Origin of the sequence: Microcoleus sp. T3_B1 (assembly GCF_036700445.1) — a bacterium.
Lineage (GTDB): Bacteria > Cyanobacteriota > Cyanobacteriia > Cyanobacteriales > Microcoleaceae > Microcoleus.
In genome coordinates this window covers 1-15,156 of sequence record NZ_JAUBOX010000123.1, presented here as the reverse complement: position 1 = coordinate 15,156, position 15,156 = coordinate 1, and the positions used below count along the sequence as shown (strand labels likewise).

Genomic DNA, 15,156 nt, shown 5'->3' with positions numbered 1-15,156 from the left:
CTGGTGGCTGTGGGCTTTTTCATTCCTTTATTTTACCAGATGCCGCCACTTAAGTTTTTTTGACCTGAATCCTTACCAGAAATGAAACTAAAGTTAATACCGAAATCAAGAGTGCAGGACGTTTTATTATAGCGACCAATGTTTTAGATTCGCGCGTACTCAGTAACGATGAAATGCTCAGGGAGTATAAAGCCCAGCAATCATGTGAGAGGGGATTTGGTTTTCTGAAAGACCCTTTGTTTTTTGCCGATAGTATATTTCTCAAAAGTCCAGAGAGAATAGAATCATTAGGGATGATTATGGGTTTATGTTTGCTGGTATACACCCTAGCTCAACGGCAAATACGAGCGGCTTTAAAAGCGTCTCAATCAAAGATTAAAAATCAGTTAGGTAAACCAACTGATCGCCCGACACTAAGGTGGATATTTCAATGCTTCCAGTCTATTCATTTAGTTCGATTAGAGCGAGAAACGCGGGTTTCTAATTGGAGTCAACAGCGAGAGTTTCTCCTAAATTTATTACCAGAAGATTGTCTTTATTACTATAAATTTATTACTTAACTATTGCTATATTACTGCTATTATATTACCTCAAATAAGGCGCTATTCGCTTTTATTAATAGCGCTCTGTTAAGATGGCAAAAATCTCGTTTCCTCACTTCTATTTATTAAGCTAATTTATTAATTATGTATTTAATATCTTGATTCATTTATCTAATGCCAACCTAAATGCCTCTCTTGCTTATTGCTGCTTGTTGAGAATAGGTTTTGATGCCGTTTTTGATCATTCATCGCTGCTTGAATCTCTTTTTTGAGGGAAGATGTCTCTTTTTATGCAAGCTTTGCTTTTTTCTCTCCGTAATTTCCGATTGTGACAGTTGAGGGTGCGGAATGTGGGTTCTAACTTGTTACCAATGCCCCAGCATAGAAGTGAAGAAAAAGGAGTGTCAGAAAGCGTATGTGACAGTTGAGGGTGCCGAATGTGGGTTCCAGAGCCAAATGATGTGCCAAAGAAAGGTAGAATTTGAGACCTCTGCCAAGAACATGGACGCAAAACAGAGGCGGTTTCAATCCATGAGGTTGAATTGACACCAGTGAAGATTGAAGCGCTGATAACCTTTCTTGGTTGAGGAAATTGGTCTAATGCTCTACTTCCGTTGTCGATTTCTTAGGTTCAGAGCTATGGTCTTCTGAAACATCCTGTAGAGCCTCATCTATGCAAGCTCTCAATTTTTCACCAAGAACCCGAACGCAAGGTTCTGTCAGCAGGGTTAAGTGAAGGCCGGGAACATCGCGGATTTCCAGTCCGCCAGCCACCAAGGAACCCCAACCGAATAGATGGTCATAATAAACTCTTGTCGGTTGGTGTCTAGTGCGGAAGAGGGTTGCCTGACCTGGATAGACTTGTGGTACATAATCTCTGATGGCTTGACTGAAAGCCTCTGTTATCAGCGCATAGGGGTGGGAATCTTCTGTTGAGGGGCGTCTCATCCACAGATTAAAGGTTTTGGCAATCTTACGGGTAATCCTGCTATGCAACCACACCGCTCTTTCTTTGATGTAGGGAAGTTTGTCTTCGGGTCTGAGTCGTAACAGGTTGAGGAAGTTGACGTAAAGTGTCCGACCTGGTGGAAGTTCGTGGACTAATGATTGGGGACTGTAGGCATCAAGCAAGGCCAATACCGCTACCTTCTGACCTCCTGCAACTAGCTGCTGGGCGATCTCGAAAGCTACCATGCCTGCACCAGAGTGACCGGCTAAGAGATAGGAACCTTGGGGCTGGAAGGCGCGTATTTCTCTAAGGTAGTGAGCGGCCATGTCTTCAACCCGCTTGTAGGGAGCTTGTTTGCCATCCAGACCTACAGCTTGCAAGCCGTAAACGGGTTGCTCCTGACCCAGGTAATGTGCCAAATCTCGGTAGCAGAGGACGTTGCCCCCGACGGGATGTATGCAGAACAAAGGCGGTTTAGAACCTCCGGGTTGAATTGCCACCAGCGTTTGCCAAGGTACCGACCATCCTTTCTGGCGGAGAATGTTGGCTAGTTCTTCAATGTTTGGTGCTTGGAAGAGGGTAGCGAGAGGGAGATTTTTCCCGAAGGTTTTCTCGATTTGTGCGAACAGGCGCACGGCTAGAAGGGAGTGTCCTCCCAAATCAAAGAAATTGTCCTTCACGCCGATCGGCTTTTTGCCTAAAACGTTTTCCCAAATTTTTGTTAGTTGGATTTCCAAATCATCGCTGGGAGGCACAAAGGTACTTGCTGGCTCTTGCTTGAGTCGATCGGGTGCGGGCAGGGCGCGGCGGTCTATTTTTCCGTTGGGGGTTAGGGGTAAGGCGTCCGGGAAAACAAAAGCGCTCGGCACCATGTAGTCGGGCAGTTTTTGTTTGAGGAAGCGCCGCAGTTCGTCGGTAGTGGGTTTCTGCTGTTGGTCTGCAACAATGTAGGCTACTAAACGTTTGTCGCTGTCTGTGTCAATCCTTGCTATCACCGCACACTGCCGCACAGCGGGATATTGGGATAGAGTTGACTCAATTTCCCCCAGTTCGATGCGGAAACCGCGGATTTTGACTTGATTGTCGATCCGACCGAGAAATTCGATATTGCCGTCGGGCAGATAATGAGCTAAGTCGCCAGTTTTATAGAGGCGTTCTGGATTTAAAGATTGCTCTTCTTTTGCTCCCTTGCTTCTTGGGAAGGGGTTAGGAATGAATTTCTCTTCGGTCAAGTCTGGGCGGTTGAGGTAGCCTCGGGCTAAGCCGTCGCCGCCGATGTACAACTCGCCGGGAACTCCGATGGGAACCGGCTGTAGGTAGCTATCCAATAGATAAACCTGCGTATTGGTAATGGGGCGTCCGATGGGGACGGAGTTACCGAGTTGGTCAGGCTCTGTTATTGGGTAGCAGCAGGTGAAGGTCGTGTTCTCGGTTGGACCATAACCGTTGATTAGCTTACAGTCTCCTATTTTTTGGAGAAATTTCTGGACATGAGGAACAGATAAAACATCACCACCCGCCAATAGTTGACGCAAGGGCTTTAAATCCTCCAGTCGCTCATCCACCATTAGGTGAAACAGACCCGCTGTGAGCCACAGAGTTGTGATTTGGTATTGCTGGATAACTTGTCCCAACTCTTCCAAAGATGGCGTATGGGGGGGAAATATCACCAGCCGTGCACCGTTAAGTAGGCTGCCCCAAATTTCCAACGTTGAGGCGTCGAAGGAAATGGGAGCTAGCTGTAGGAAGACTTCTTCTGCTGCTAGGTTGGCATAGTTGGCTTCTTTGACTAACCGCACTACACCTCGATGGATGACGCTAACACCTTTGGGTCTGCCTGTAGACCCGGAGGTATACATTACATAGGCTAGGTTGTCAGCCGTCACGCTGCTAATAGGGTTTTCCTGGCTCTCTGGCTTAATGGCTTCCCAGTCAGTGTCTAGGCAGACTACTTTGGCTCGATGTGAGGGAAGTTTCTCAACCTGCCGCTGTTGGGTCAATAGGACTGGGACTTGGGCATCCTCCAGCATGAAGGTGAGACGCTCTTGCGGATATGCCGGGTCTAGTGGTAAGTAGGCTGCACCTGCTTTGAGGATGCCTAGGAGTCCTACTAATATATCTAGCGATCGCTCTACACAAATCCCCACGCATATCTCTGGTCCTACCCCCAGCCCTTGCAGGTGGTGTGCTAATTGATTGGCACGGTAATTGAGCTGCTGGTAGGTAAGTTGCTCGCTTCCAAAGACTGCGGCAACAGCGTTAGGAGTTTGCTCGGCTTGGGCTTCAAATAACTGATGGATACAGGTGTTATTCGGGTAATCAGTTTGGGTGTTATTCCACTCCACCAGCAACTGATGTTGTTCGGCTGCTGTCAACAGTGGTAAGTCTGACAGACGCTGTTGACAGTTGGCGACAATGCCTTCGAGTAAGGTCTGGAAATTCCCCAGCATCCGAGTAATGGTGGCTGAGTTGAAGAGAGCGGTGTTGTATTCCAACGAGGCTCTCAGTCCTTGCGCCGTCTCTATCATGAATAGGGTTAGATCGAACTTCGCCGTTCCGTTTTTAATCTTCAGGGAGTTGACGGTCAGACCTGGTAACTCCAAGGCGGAGGTTGGAGTGTTCTGTAGAACGAACATCACCTGGAACAACGGCGTGCGGCTTCGGTCTCGTTCGGGCTGTAGTTCTTCTACGAGCTTTTCAAAGGGTAGGTCTTGGTGGGCATAGGCTCCTAAAGCTACCTCGCGCACTCGACCTAGCAGTTCTGGGAAACTTGGGTTGCCACCAAGGTAGGTACGCAGGGCTAGGGTATTCACAAAAAATCCAATCAGACCCTCGGCTTCCATCTGGTTACGACCGGCGATGGGAGTGCCTACGATCATGTCTTCTTGCCCGGTATAGCGGTAGAGGAATGTCTGGAATGCTGCTAACAGGGTCATGAACAGCGTGACCTGCTCCTGCTGGCTCACGTCTTTGAGTGCCTTGGTTAGGTTTTCGGGTAGATCCAGAGATTGGTACTCACCCTGATAGGTCTGAACTGGTGGGCGCGGGTAGTCAGTGGGCAGTTGTAGTATGGGCAGGCTGCCATTTAGCTGCTGTTTCCAGTAGTCCCGCTGAGACTCTAAAACTTCACCCTGTAGCCACTCGCGCTGCCAGTGGGCAAAATCAGCATATTGGATGGGCAGTTCGGGGAGGGGTGAGGGTTTGCCAGTGGAGAAGGCATCGTAGAGCGCTGCCACTTCCCGCAAGAAAATATCGTCAGACCAGCCATCATAAACAATGTGGTGTATGGTCACGAGCAGCATATATTCCGCTTCTTTTAGGTGCAGGAGTTTGACGCGAAACAATGGCCCAGTAGCTAGGTCGAAGGGTTGTTGAGCCTCCTCGGTGGCAAGGCGTTGAGCTTCAGAAAGTCCCTGGTCTGGAGGAAGTTCTCTTAGGTCTATTACTGGCAGTGTTAAAGCTGTATGTAGGGAGATGACCTGCTTGGGTTGCCCGTCCACAGATGGAAAAGTAGTTCTGAGGACTTCATGGCGTCGGACAATTTCACTCAAGCTCTGCGAGAGTGCGGTTACGTTGAGTAGACCGGTTAAGCGAAAGGTAGCGGGAATGTTATAGGCAGGGCTGTCTGGTTCCAATTGAGCGAGCAACCACAGTCTAGCTTGAGCAAAGGAGAGGGGGAGGTCTCCGTCCCTTGGGACAGGCAATATTGGGGAAAGATTGGAACTGGTGGCAGCATTAGCCTTGTGCAGAAATGCGAGGATTTCTGCTTTGCGCTCTTTTAGCTCTTGCAGCAGGGCAGGTGTCAGTGTTTCCTTGGGAGCTTTATAGCGCAAGCGATCGCCTTCGTTCCATAGCTTCACGTCTAGACAGCGAAGCTCAGACAAAAACTCATCAATCGTTTTCATAATTCTCCCTCTTCATAATCGTCCATTGTGTCGCTCTCATTAGCCTGCAACTCTTGCACTGCCCAACGAACTGTCTCAATGCGACCGCCTAAGTCAGCCACAGTAGGTGCCTCAAATAAAGTACGCAGCGGTAGTTCCACTCCGAAGGCTTGGCGCAAGCGAGAAATAACTTGGGTAGCCAGCAGGGAATGTCCCCCCAATTCAAAGAAGTTGTCATGGACGCCGACCTGCTCCAGTCTCAAGACTTGAGTCCAGATATCAGCTATCTGCAGCTCGATCGGAGTACGAGGAGCCACAAACTTGACTGACTGGTCGGGTCGTGACTGGTCAGGCGCTGGTAGAGCGCGGTGGTCTACTTTGCCGTTAGGGGTTAGGGGTATGGTGTCTAGGAAAACAAAGGCTGATGGCACCATATAGTCAGGGAGCTTCTGTTTGAGGAAGCATCGCAGTTCGTCGGTAGTGGGTTTTTGCTGTTGGTTGGAAACAATGTAGGCAACTAAACGTTTGTCATTTTCTAGGCCAACCCTTGCTGTTACTACACACTGCTGCACAGTAGGATATTGGGATAGAGTTGACTCAACTTCTCCCAGTTCGATGCGGAAACCACGGATTTTGACTTGATTGTCGATGCGACCAAGAAATTCGATATTGCCGTCGGGTAGGTAACGGGCTAAGTCGCCAGTTTTGTAGAGCCGATCGCCTTTTAAATTTTGGATTTTGAATTGGGAATTTAAAAAAGAGTTAGGAATGAATTTCTCTTCTGTTAAATTTTGGCGATTGAAATAGGATCGGGCTAAACCATCGCCGCCAATGTATAGTTCACCCGGGACTCCAATAGGTACGGGTTGCAGATGGGAGTTGAGAATATAAATTTGCGTGTTGGCGATAGGACGACCAATAGAGGGTGAGGGGTAAACTTTCTCATTTTCACCTCTTCTGGGAATACATAAGGTAAATGTGGAATAGGTAGTGGCTTCAGAGGGTCCGTAGAGATTGAAAACCTGTTGAAGGGTTGTCTGCTGATAAAGTTGGTTGACCAGTTGCTGGGAAAGAGGTTCACCTGCTAAGTTGACAGTCTGCACGTTTTGGGGTATTGCGTTGGCTCTGAGTAATTCGGCTATCGCACTGGGGACTGTGTTGATTAGAGTGACATCTTTAGCTGCTTTTAGGGTGGGTAGGTGTAAAGCGTTTTGGGCCAGGATGACTTTACCGCCACAGCTTAGGGGAACGAATAGCTCGAAGACGGAAAGGTCAAAACAGATGGAGGTGGAAGCGAGGACTCCAGCGAGTTGTTTTGGATTAAATACGGTTTGCGCCCAATTGATAAAGTTAACTGTACTGCGGTGCTCTATGGCGACTCCTTTAGGGAAGCCTGTGGAACCAGAGGTATAGAGGATATAGGCTAGGTTGGTGGGGTTGACGTTGCTTTTTGGGTTCTCTGGGTTTTCTCGATTAATGATTTCCCAGGTTTTGTCTAGACTGATTACTGTTAATTGTTCAGGGTTGCTTGGGGATTGTTCGTTGCTGTCAATTATGTTGGTTGAAACTTTTCCTGAAGCGTACAATGAATTCTGAATAATTTTTGAAGTTGTCAGGAGCAACGATAAGAGCGAATCTTCGAGCATGAAGGCGAGGCGCTCTTGGGGATAGGTGGGGTCAAGGGGAATGTAGGCTCCGCCTGCTTTGAGGATAGCTAGGAGGGCTACGAGCATTTCTAGCGATCGCTCTAGGCAAATTCCCACGGTTACTTCTGGTTCCACACCCATTTTTTGCAGGTGGTGTGCTAGTTGATTGGCACGGCAATTGAGCTCCTGGTAGGTTAATTGCTCGTTTTCAAAGACTACTGCAACGGCGTTAGGAGTTCGCTCTACTTGGGCTTCAAATAATTGATGGATGCAGGTATTGTTGGGGTAGTCAATTTGGGTGTTATTCCACTCGACTAGGAGCTGATGCTGTTCGGCTTCTGTTAACAGCGGTAAGTCTGAGAGGTGTTGTTCTGGGTTAGCGACGATGCTTTTTAGTAAGGTCTGGAAATGTCCCACCATTCGAGTGATGGTTGCAGCCTCGAATAGGTCTGTGTTGTATTCAACCCCACCTTTGATGCCCTCTGAAGTTTCTTCCAGAGCGAGGGTTAAATCCAACTTTGCTGTGCCGTTATGGACTTCCAGAGGGGTTAGACTTAGACCCCGAAACTCCAAAGCCGCTATCAGGGCATTCTGGAAAACAAACATCACCTGAAACAGGGGGGTTCGGCTCAAATCTCTTTCTGGTTGCAGTTCCTCTACCAACTTCTCGAAAGGCAAATCCTGGTGAGTATAGGCTCCCAAAGCCACCTCACGCACCCGACCTAGCAATTCCCGGAAACTTGGATCGCCTGAAAGCTCAGTTCGTAGTACCAGAGTATTGACAAAAAATCCAATCAACCCTTCGATTTCAACGCGGTTGCGATTAGCAATGGGAGAACCAACAATAACGTCTTCCTGACCTGTATATCGGTAGAGCAGTATCTGGAAGACCGCCAGTAAGGTCATAAACAAAGTAACGCCTTCCTGCTGCGAGAGCGCTTTGAGGGCATCGGTACTTTTCTTAGGCAGTTCCAGAGATTGCCTTGCACCTCGATAAGTTTGAACAGGATGTCGGGGGCGATCCGTGGGCAACTCCAGCACAGGCAACTGACCACCTAGATGCCGCTTCCAGTAGTTAAGCTGAAACTCCAACACCTCACCGACGAGCCACTCGTTCTGCCAGACAGCAAAGTCAGCATATTGGATAGGTAGTTCAGGCAATGACGAGGACTTCTCGGTGGAAAAAGCTTCATAAAGCACCGACAATTCCCGCATAAACACACCAAGAGACCACCCGTCGGAAACAATGTGGTGCATGGTCAAGAGAAGCAAATGTTCCTCTTTTCCCAGATGCAGGAGATTGACGCGAAACAAGGGTTCATTAACCAAGTCAAAGGGGCACTGAGCTCCCTCAGTAGCCAACCGTTGAGCTTCCACCTCCCGTTCAGTCTCAGGAAGTTTCCGGAGGTCTACTATCGGTAATAGCAAGGTAGCAGCAGGACGAATGATCTGAATTGGCTGCCCATTCACAGCACTAAAGTTAGTCCGTAGAGCTTCGTGACGCCTCACAATTTCACTTAAGCTCTGCTCTAGTGCCGTCACGTTGAGCGAACCTTTCAAGCCAATAGCGTTAGGGATGTTATATAGGGGTGTCCCAGACATCAATTGGTCGAGGAACCACAGCCGCTGCTGAGCAAAGGACAGAGGCAGGTCTCCCTCGCGTGAGATGGGACTAATTGGCAGAGCCTGTAGACTCCCTTCTTCGGCTCGACAGGCTGCCTCCACGATCTTTGCCAAGCCCGCTAGGGTGGGTTCTTCAAAGAGAGTATGCAGGGGGAGTTCCACTCCGAAAGCTTTGCGGACGCGAGAAATGACTTGGGTAGCGAGTAAGGAATGTCCCCCCAACTCAAAGAAGTTGTCGTGAATACTTACCCCCTCAAGCCTGAGGACTTCGCTCCAGATGCCCGCCAGCAGTTCCTCAAAAGGGGTAAGATGCGGCACAAAAGTTTCTTCCAGATCTGACCTTGTCCCATCAGGCACTGGCAGAGCGCGGCGATCCACCTTACCATTGGGTGTCAGCGGCAGAGCTTCAAGCTGCACAAATGCAGAAGGTATCATGTGGTCGGGCAGTTTCTCCTTTAGGTAGCGACGCAGTTCACTGGTGGAGAGGACTTGCTCCTGGCTCGGAACCACATAGGCTACTAAGCGCTTGTCACCAGGGTCGTACTCCTGGTCTATAACTACGGCATCCTGCACAGCCCGGTTTTGCCTCAGCACTGTCTCAATCTCGCCTAGCTCAATGCGGAAGCCACGAATTTTTACCTGATTATCGATGCGACCGAGAAACTCAATGTTGCCGTCCGGTAAATAGCGAGCTAAGTCTCCAGTTTTGTACAGACGTGCTGCGGGAGCGTCACTAAAGGGGTTGGGGATAAACTTCTGGGCTGTCAACTCAGTCCGGTTGAGATAGCCCCGGGCTAAGCCGTCGCCGCCGGTGTACAACTCGCCGGGAACTCCGATGGGGACAGGCTTCCGGTGGCTATCCAACACATAAACCTGAGTATTGGTAATGGGGCGTCCGATGGGGACGGAGTTACCGAGTTGGTCAGGCTCTGTTATTGGGTAGCAGCAGGTGAAGGTCGTGTTCTCGGTTGGACCATAACCGTTGATTAGCTTACAGTCTCCTATTTTTTGGAGAAATTTCTGGACATGAGGAACAGATAAAACATCACCGCCAGCTAATAGTTGACGCAAGGGCTTTAAATCCTCCAGTCGCTCATCCACCATTAGGTGAAACAGACCCGCGGTGAGCCACAGAGTTGTGATTTGGTATTGCTGGATAACTTGTCCCAACTCTTCCAAGGATGGCGTATGGGGTGGAAATATCACCAGCCGCGCACCGTTAAGTAGGCTGCCCCAAATTTCCAACGTTGAGGCGTCGAAGGAAATGGGAGCTAGCTGTAGGAAGACTTCTTCTGCTGCTAGGTTGGCATAGTTGGCTTCTTTGACTAACCGCACTACACCTCGATGGATGACGCTAACACCTTTGGGTCTGCCTGTAGACCCGGAGGTATACATTACATAGGCTAGGTTGTCAGCCGTCACGCTGCTAATAGGGTTTTCCTGGCTCTCTGGCTTAATGGCTTCCCAGTCAGTGTCTAGGCAGACTACTTTGGCTTGATGTGAGGGAAGTTTCTCAACTTGCGGCTGTTGGGTCAATAGGACTGGGACTTGGGCATCCTCCAGCATGAAGGTGAGACGCTCTTTTGGATATGCTGGGTCTAGTGGTAGATAGGCTGCACCCGCTTTGAGAATACCGAGAAGTCCCACCATCATCTCAAGCGATCGCTCTACGCAAATTCCGACCAGCATTTCTGGTTCTACACCCAATTTTTGGAGGTGGTGTGCTAGTTGATTGGCACGGCAATTGAGCTGCTGGTAGGTTAGTTGCTCGTTTTCAAAGACTACCGCAACCGCGTTGGGAGTTTGCTTGGCTTGGGCTTCAAATAACTGATGGATACAGGTTTGATTGGAGTAATCTGTCTGGGTGTTATTCCACTCTACCAACAACTGATGCCGTTCGGTTTCTGTTAACAGCGGTAATTGACCAATTGGTTGCTCGACATTAGCGACAATACCCTCAAGCAAAGTCTGGAAATGTCCTGCCATCCGCACAATTGTAGCTGCGTAAAACAAATCGGTGTTGTATTCAAACCGACAAGACAGCCCTTCAGGTGTATCAACAATATCCAGGGTTAAATCAAACGCGGTAATTCCTCTGTCAAACTGGAAGTCATCAAATCTTAGACCTTGTACCTCCACAGTTTCATTAGGTACGTTTCGCAATTGGAACAATACTTGAAACAGAGGAGTATGACTCAAGTCTCGGTCTGGTTGTAGTTCTTCCACCAGTTTCTCGAAAGGAATACCCTGGTGTTCATAGGCTTCTATTGCTACCTTACGGACTGTAGCTAAGAGTTGAAGGAAAGTTAGCTTACTATCAACGTAAGTTCGTAAAACTAGGGTATTAATGAAAATCCCAATCAGTGTCTCTGTTTCTATACGATCGCGTCCTGCGATCGGCGCTCCCACAACAATATCTTCCTGACCTGTGTAACGATGAAGCAATATCTTAAAAGCTGCCAACAAGGTCATAAACAACGTTACCCCTTCCCGTTGACTCAGAAGCTTCAGCGATTGGGTCAGGGACTTGGGTAATAACAGGGATTGCTTTGCACCTCGAAACGTTTGCACGGGCGATCGCGCTCTGTCAGTCGGTAACTCTAATACAGGTAAGTCACCGCCCAGTTGTCCCCTCCAGTAGGCAAGTTGTGACTCTAAGACCTCTCCCTGTAGATGCTGTTGCTGCCAATAGGCAAAATCTGCGTATTGGATAGGTAATTCAGAGACAGTCGATGGCTTTCCAGCACCAAAGGCTTCATAAAGCAAGGCGAGTTCTTTGAGGAGAACTCCCACAGACCAGCCATCAAAGATAATATGATGCAGGGTCAACAGCAGGATATGTTCTTGTTCGCCAAGTCTCACTAAATTGGCTCTGACCAAAGAACCAAACGCTAAATTAAAGGGACGTTGGGCTTCTTCTGTCGCTAGTTGTTGGAGTTTGGCCTGCTTATCTTGGCTTGGTAAATTACTAATGTCTACAATGGGTAAAGTCAAGGTCAAACTTGGAGCAATGACTTGAACTGGTTTCCCATCCACAGCCGCAAAGCTAGCACGTAAGACTTCGTGGCGACGCACAATTTCATTAAGACAAAACTCCAGCACTGCTACATTGATCCCACCGACGAGACGGATATTTGTGGGACGATTGTAAGCAGGATTCCCTGATTTTAACTGGTCTAGCAACCACATCCTAGTTTGTGCAAACGAGAGAGGAGCTTCTTTCTGATTTGCTCTTGGGGAGATGGTTTGGTGAGGATTAGCAACAGCCTTTTCCTTGAGTCTCTGCTCTAACAGCGCCCGCTTGGCTGGTGAGAGTTCAGCAATCCGTTTGTTGATATCATTCATATTTTCTGGCTTCAAATATCAAATTTTCTTAACTATTTATTCTTATTGGCAAGATTTTCATCCAAAAGGGCAGTACATTCCTGCACGCCCACACGTTCTTTCTGCAAAAATCCATCCTTTTCCCTCAAGCATTTCATTTCATCCTCAAGGGCAGCTTGGGCAGCAAACAGACAAGGTGTACTGTAGTTAACAAGAGAAACACCAGCATCTCTCAGTTCTGTTAAGCTACAGGGTGGAGATTTGCCACCTGCAATTTGGTTAAATACCAGAGGTTTGTCCAGTTGACTTTTTAGGATTTTGATTACGTCTAGATCCTTGATTCCATCAGCCAATATAGCATCAGCTCCCGCCACTGAAAACGCCTTTGCTCTATGGATGATTTCATCAATATCTGTTGCATCTGTCCGAGCCACCACAAAAAGTTCTCGGCGAGTTGCTAGAATACTTTTCAATTTTTCCAGAAATTCATCCAACTCCATCAGGAGTTTGCCATCAAAATGACCGCATCTTCGAGGTCGCTTTTGATCTTCAATAATCACCCCCGCAACTCCAATAGATTCCAACAGAGATACTACATGACAAGCAACTTCCGTATCCACATAGCCGTCATCAATATCGACGATAATATAATGATGGGGCAGCACGGTTTTGACTCGTTGGACAAATGCTACAATATCAGACCATGCAATAAACCCAATGTCTGGTAAGCCGTAATAGCTAGCAGCGAAACTGAACCCACTAATAAAAATGCCGTCGTAATATTTTCCAACTACTGAGGCTGAAAACACATCATAAACCCCTATAAAAGGAATGATATCTCGTACCATGATTTCTTGACGCAATCGTTCTCCAAAACTGACAATCATGGGTTTAGTTTTTGGGTGAAAATTCGATGATGGCATAGTTACTCTCTCTTGTCAAGAAGTTTTTGCACCTCTTGATCCGTGAGGGATTCCAACTCGACTAGCAGAGTGGTTAATTCATCAGACCTTACCGTTTCTGCTTCTGCTTGAATTTGAGCAATTTTTACTGCCATATTGGCGACTGTTGGTTGCCCAAAGAATATGGAGAGTGATAATTCAACCTGTATGGATTCAAGCACGCGGTTGACAATTTGAGCCGCCAAGATGGAATCTCCTCCCAACTGGAAAAAATTGTCATGAATACCGATTGACTTAACCCCTAAAACAAGAGACCAAATATTCACCAACTGTTCTTCTAGGGGGGTACGGGGAGGGACAAATTCCGGTCTGGGGGCTGTCGGATCTGAGGGTTGAAGTCCTAGTTTTTCAGCTAACCCAATTCGCTGTAGTTTGCCTGTGGGACCTTTGGGAATTTCCTCGACAAATAACACCACACGGGGGACTTTAAAATCAGCCAGTTTCTGAGCGACAAATTCTTTGATTTCTTGCTCAGTCGCCGAAGCATTCTCTTTAAGAACTATGGCGGCAGCTACCTCTTCACCTAAAAGCGTATGAGCCGCAGCAAAGGTAACTACCTGTTTTACAGCCGGATGTTCTAACAGCACTTCATCCACTTCACGGGGAAAAATTTTCTCTCCACCCCGGTTAATTGTTTCTTTAATCCTGCCTTTGAGGAAAAGATAGCCGTCGGTATCTAAAGAGCCTAAATCCCCAGTTCTAAACCAGCCTTTGGTAAAAGCACTGTCGTTCGCTTCGGGATTATTTTCGTAGCCTGATGTGACATTCGCACCTTGGATAACGACTTCCCCAATTTCCTCGGCTGGTAGCAAGTTACCCCCCGGATCCATAATTGCCACTTCAGGACCAGCAGCTATACCTACTGAACCCGGCTTACGCTGATGTGGTGGTAAGGGATTGCTACTCATTTGATGAGCAGCCTCTGTCATGCCATAGGACTCAATAACTGGCACATTAAACACGCTTTCTAACTCGGCCATGACTTGAGGAGGCAAAGGAGCAGAGGAGGAGCGAATCAACCGGAGTGGGCAACGGACAATAATTTCGCGGTTTGCCTCGGTTCTGGCAAGAATCGCTTGGTGCATTGTTGGAACAGCACTATACCAAGTGGGATGAAAACTTTCTAACCAGTCAAAGAATTTGGGAGCATAAAAGCCTGAAGTACAAACTACGCTTGCCCCAGCACTAAGGGAGGACAGCAAAACCCCCACCAGCCCATGAATGTGAAACAGTGGCATCACATTCAAACAGCGATCGCTCTGGCTCAACTTTAGGGCAAGTTGAATATTCTCGGCTGAAGTACACAAGTTGGCATGGGTTAAGGGGACTATTTTAGGACGAGAGGTAGTCCCTGAAGTATGTAGCACTAACGCTACATCTTCTGGTTGAGCCAAGCCCCCCGAAGCAGGAGACTGTGGCTCACCGCCACTGAGAGTAAAAATGCCTGCTTCTGCTGTTAAGACAGGGGAAAGTTCGATAATCGGAATGCCTCGTTGTTTGGCTGCAATTCTGGCAGGCTCTGCAAGTTGTGACTGAACAATCAGTGCTTTAGCATTCAAATCCGATAGATAAAAATCAAATTCCTTCGTGCGATAAGCTGGGTTGAGGGGAGCACAAGTAGCACAAGAGGCTATGGCTAAAAAAGCCACTGCCATCTCTGGACTATTGGGCAGCGCAACTGCTACTCGGTCAAAGCGACCTATACCTAAGCAATTGAGTTGGCTGATTACAGAGTCAATCTGCTCAAGCAAACGGCGATAGGTAAGCGGTAAGCGCTCAGGAGAAGAAATAGCAATGGAATCGGGATTTTTTTGGGCTTGAGCTTTCAGCTTTTGATATATTTCTTTATGAGAAAACAGTTGACTTAACATTTATGATTCTCCGGTATCATCTCTTACTTAGTCGAAGCAGAGGCAAGCTTTTTCTCCAATTTTTCTGTGTATCTCTTCTTCACCTCTTAGCCATTGGTAACAAGTTAAGCCTGTATGGCAGTTGTCAAGGGGATTTGAGAAGATGTGTCAAAGAAATATTGGTTTTTGCCTCGCTGTCGATCAGGGAAAGGTGCAACAATTAACTTAACATTGGGCTTTCGTTGAGATTTAACAATACCTAAATCTCGGTTTTCGGGCGCGGCGAAATACTTTGGGGGGTCAGTGGCCTTACCTTTTTGATGAGCTACATAAAAATGGTAAAGACCCCGGTAAATCATTTCTAATGAAATCGAAT

The 15,156-nt window shown here is 47.7% G+C and carries 5 protein-coding genes and 1 pseudogene; 1 reads left to right on the top strand and 5 read right to left on the bottom strand.

Annotated elements, in window-relative coordinates:
- Positions 1–68 precede the first annotated feature (68 nt).
- On the top strand, positions 69–560 hold the full coding sequence (locus QT990_RS33520) for an IS1634 family transposase (RefSeq protein ID WP_445305470.1): 492 nt from the start codon (positions 69–71) through the stop codon (positions 558–560).
- Positions 561–1,139: 579 nt separating this feature from the next.
- Here the strand turns inward: QT990_RS33520 and QT990_RS33515 are convergent.
- From QT990_RS33515 to QT990_RS33495, 5 genes and pseudogenes are all read right to left on the bottom strand, one after another.
- Positions 1,140–5,396: an amino acid adenylation domain-containing protein gene (locus QT990_RS33515; protein ID WP_333301162.1), complete on the bottom strand. Its 4,257-nt coding sequence runs from the start codon at positions 5,394–5,396 to the stop codon at positions 1,140–1,142.
- Positions 5,393–11,989: an amino acid adenylation domain-containing protein gene (locus QT990_RS33510; RefSeq protein WP_333466278.1), complete on the bottom strand. Its 6,597-nt coding sequence runs from the start codon at positions 11,987–11,989 to the stop codon at positions 5,393–5,395. The genes QT990_RS33515 and QT990_RS33510 overlap by 4 nt, the downstream gene beginning before the upstream one ends.
- A 32-nt stretch (positions 11,990–12,021) precedes the next feature.
- Positions 12,022–12,855 carry an isocitrate lyase/PEP mutase family protein gene (locus QT990_RS33505; RefSeq protein WP_333148230.1) on the bottom strand — a complete coding sequence of 278 codons (834 nt, stop codon included), beginning with the start codon at positions 12,853–12,855 and terminating at the stop codon, positions 12,022–12,024.
- 38 nt (positions 12,856–12,893) lie between these two features.
- Positions 12,894–14,801 carry an AMP-binding protein gene (locus QT990_RS33500; RefSeq protein WP_333148228.1) on the bottom strand — a complete coding sequence of 636 codons (1,908 nt, stop codon included), beginning with the start codon at positions 14,799–14,801 and terminating at the stop codon, positions 12,894–12,896.
- Between the two features lie 104 nt (positions 14,802–14,905).
- Positions 14,906–15,156: pseudogene (locus QT990_RS33495) on the bottom strand (IS4 family transposase); the annotation flags it as partial.

Bases quoted from the DNA above. Each gene is read 5' to 3' on its own strand.
- QT990_RS33505 (WP_333148230.1), bottom strand. From the start codon at position 12,855: ATGATTGTCAGTTTTGGAGAACGATTGCGTCAAGAAATCATGGTACGA.
- QT990_RS33515 (WP_333301162.1), bottom strand. From the start codon at position 5,396: ATGAAAACGATTGATGAGTTTTTGTCTGAGCTTCGCTGTCTAGACGTG.
- QT990_RS33500 (WP_333148228.1), bottom strand. From the start codon at position 14,801: ATGTTAAGTCAACTGTTTTCTCATAAAGAAATATATCAAAAGCTGAAA.
- QT990_RS33510 (WP_333466278.1), bottom strand. From the start codon at position 11,989: ATGAATGATATCAACAAACGGATTGCTGAACTCTCACCAGCCAAGCGG.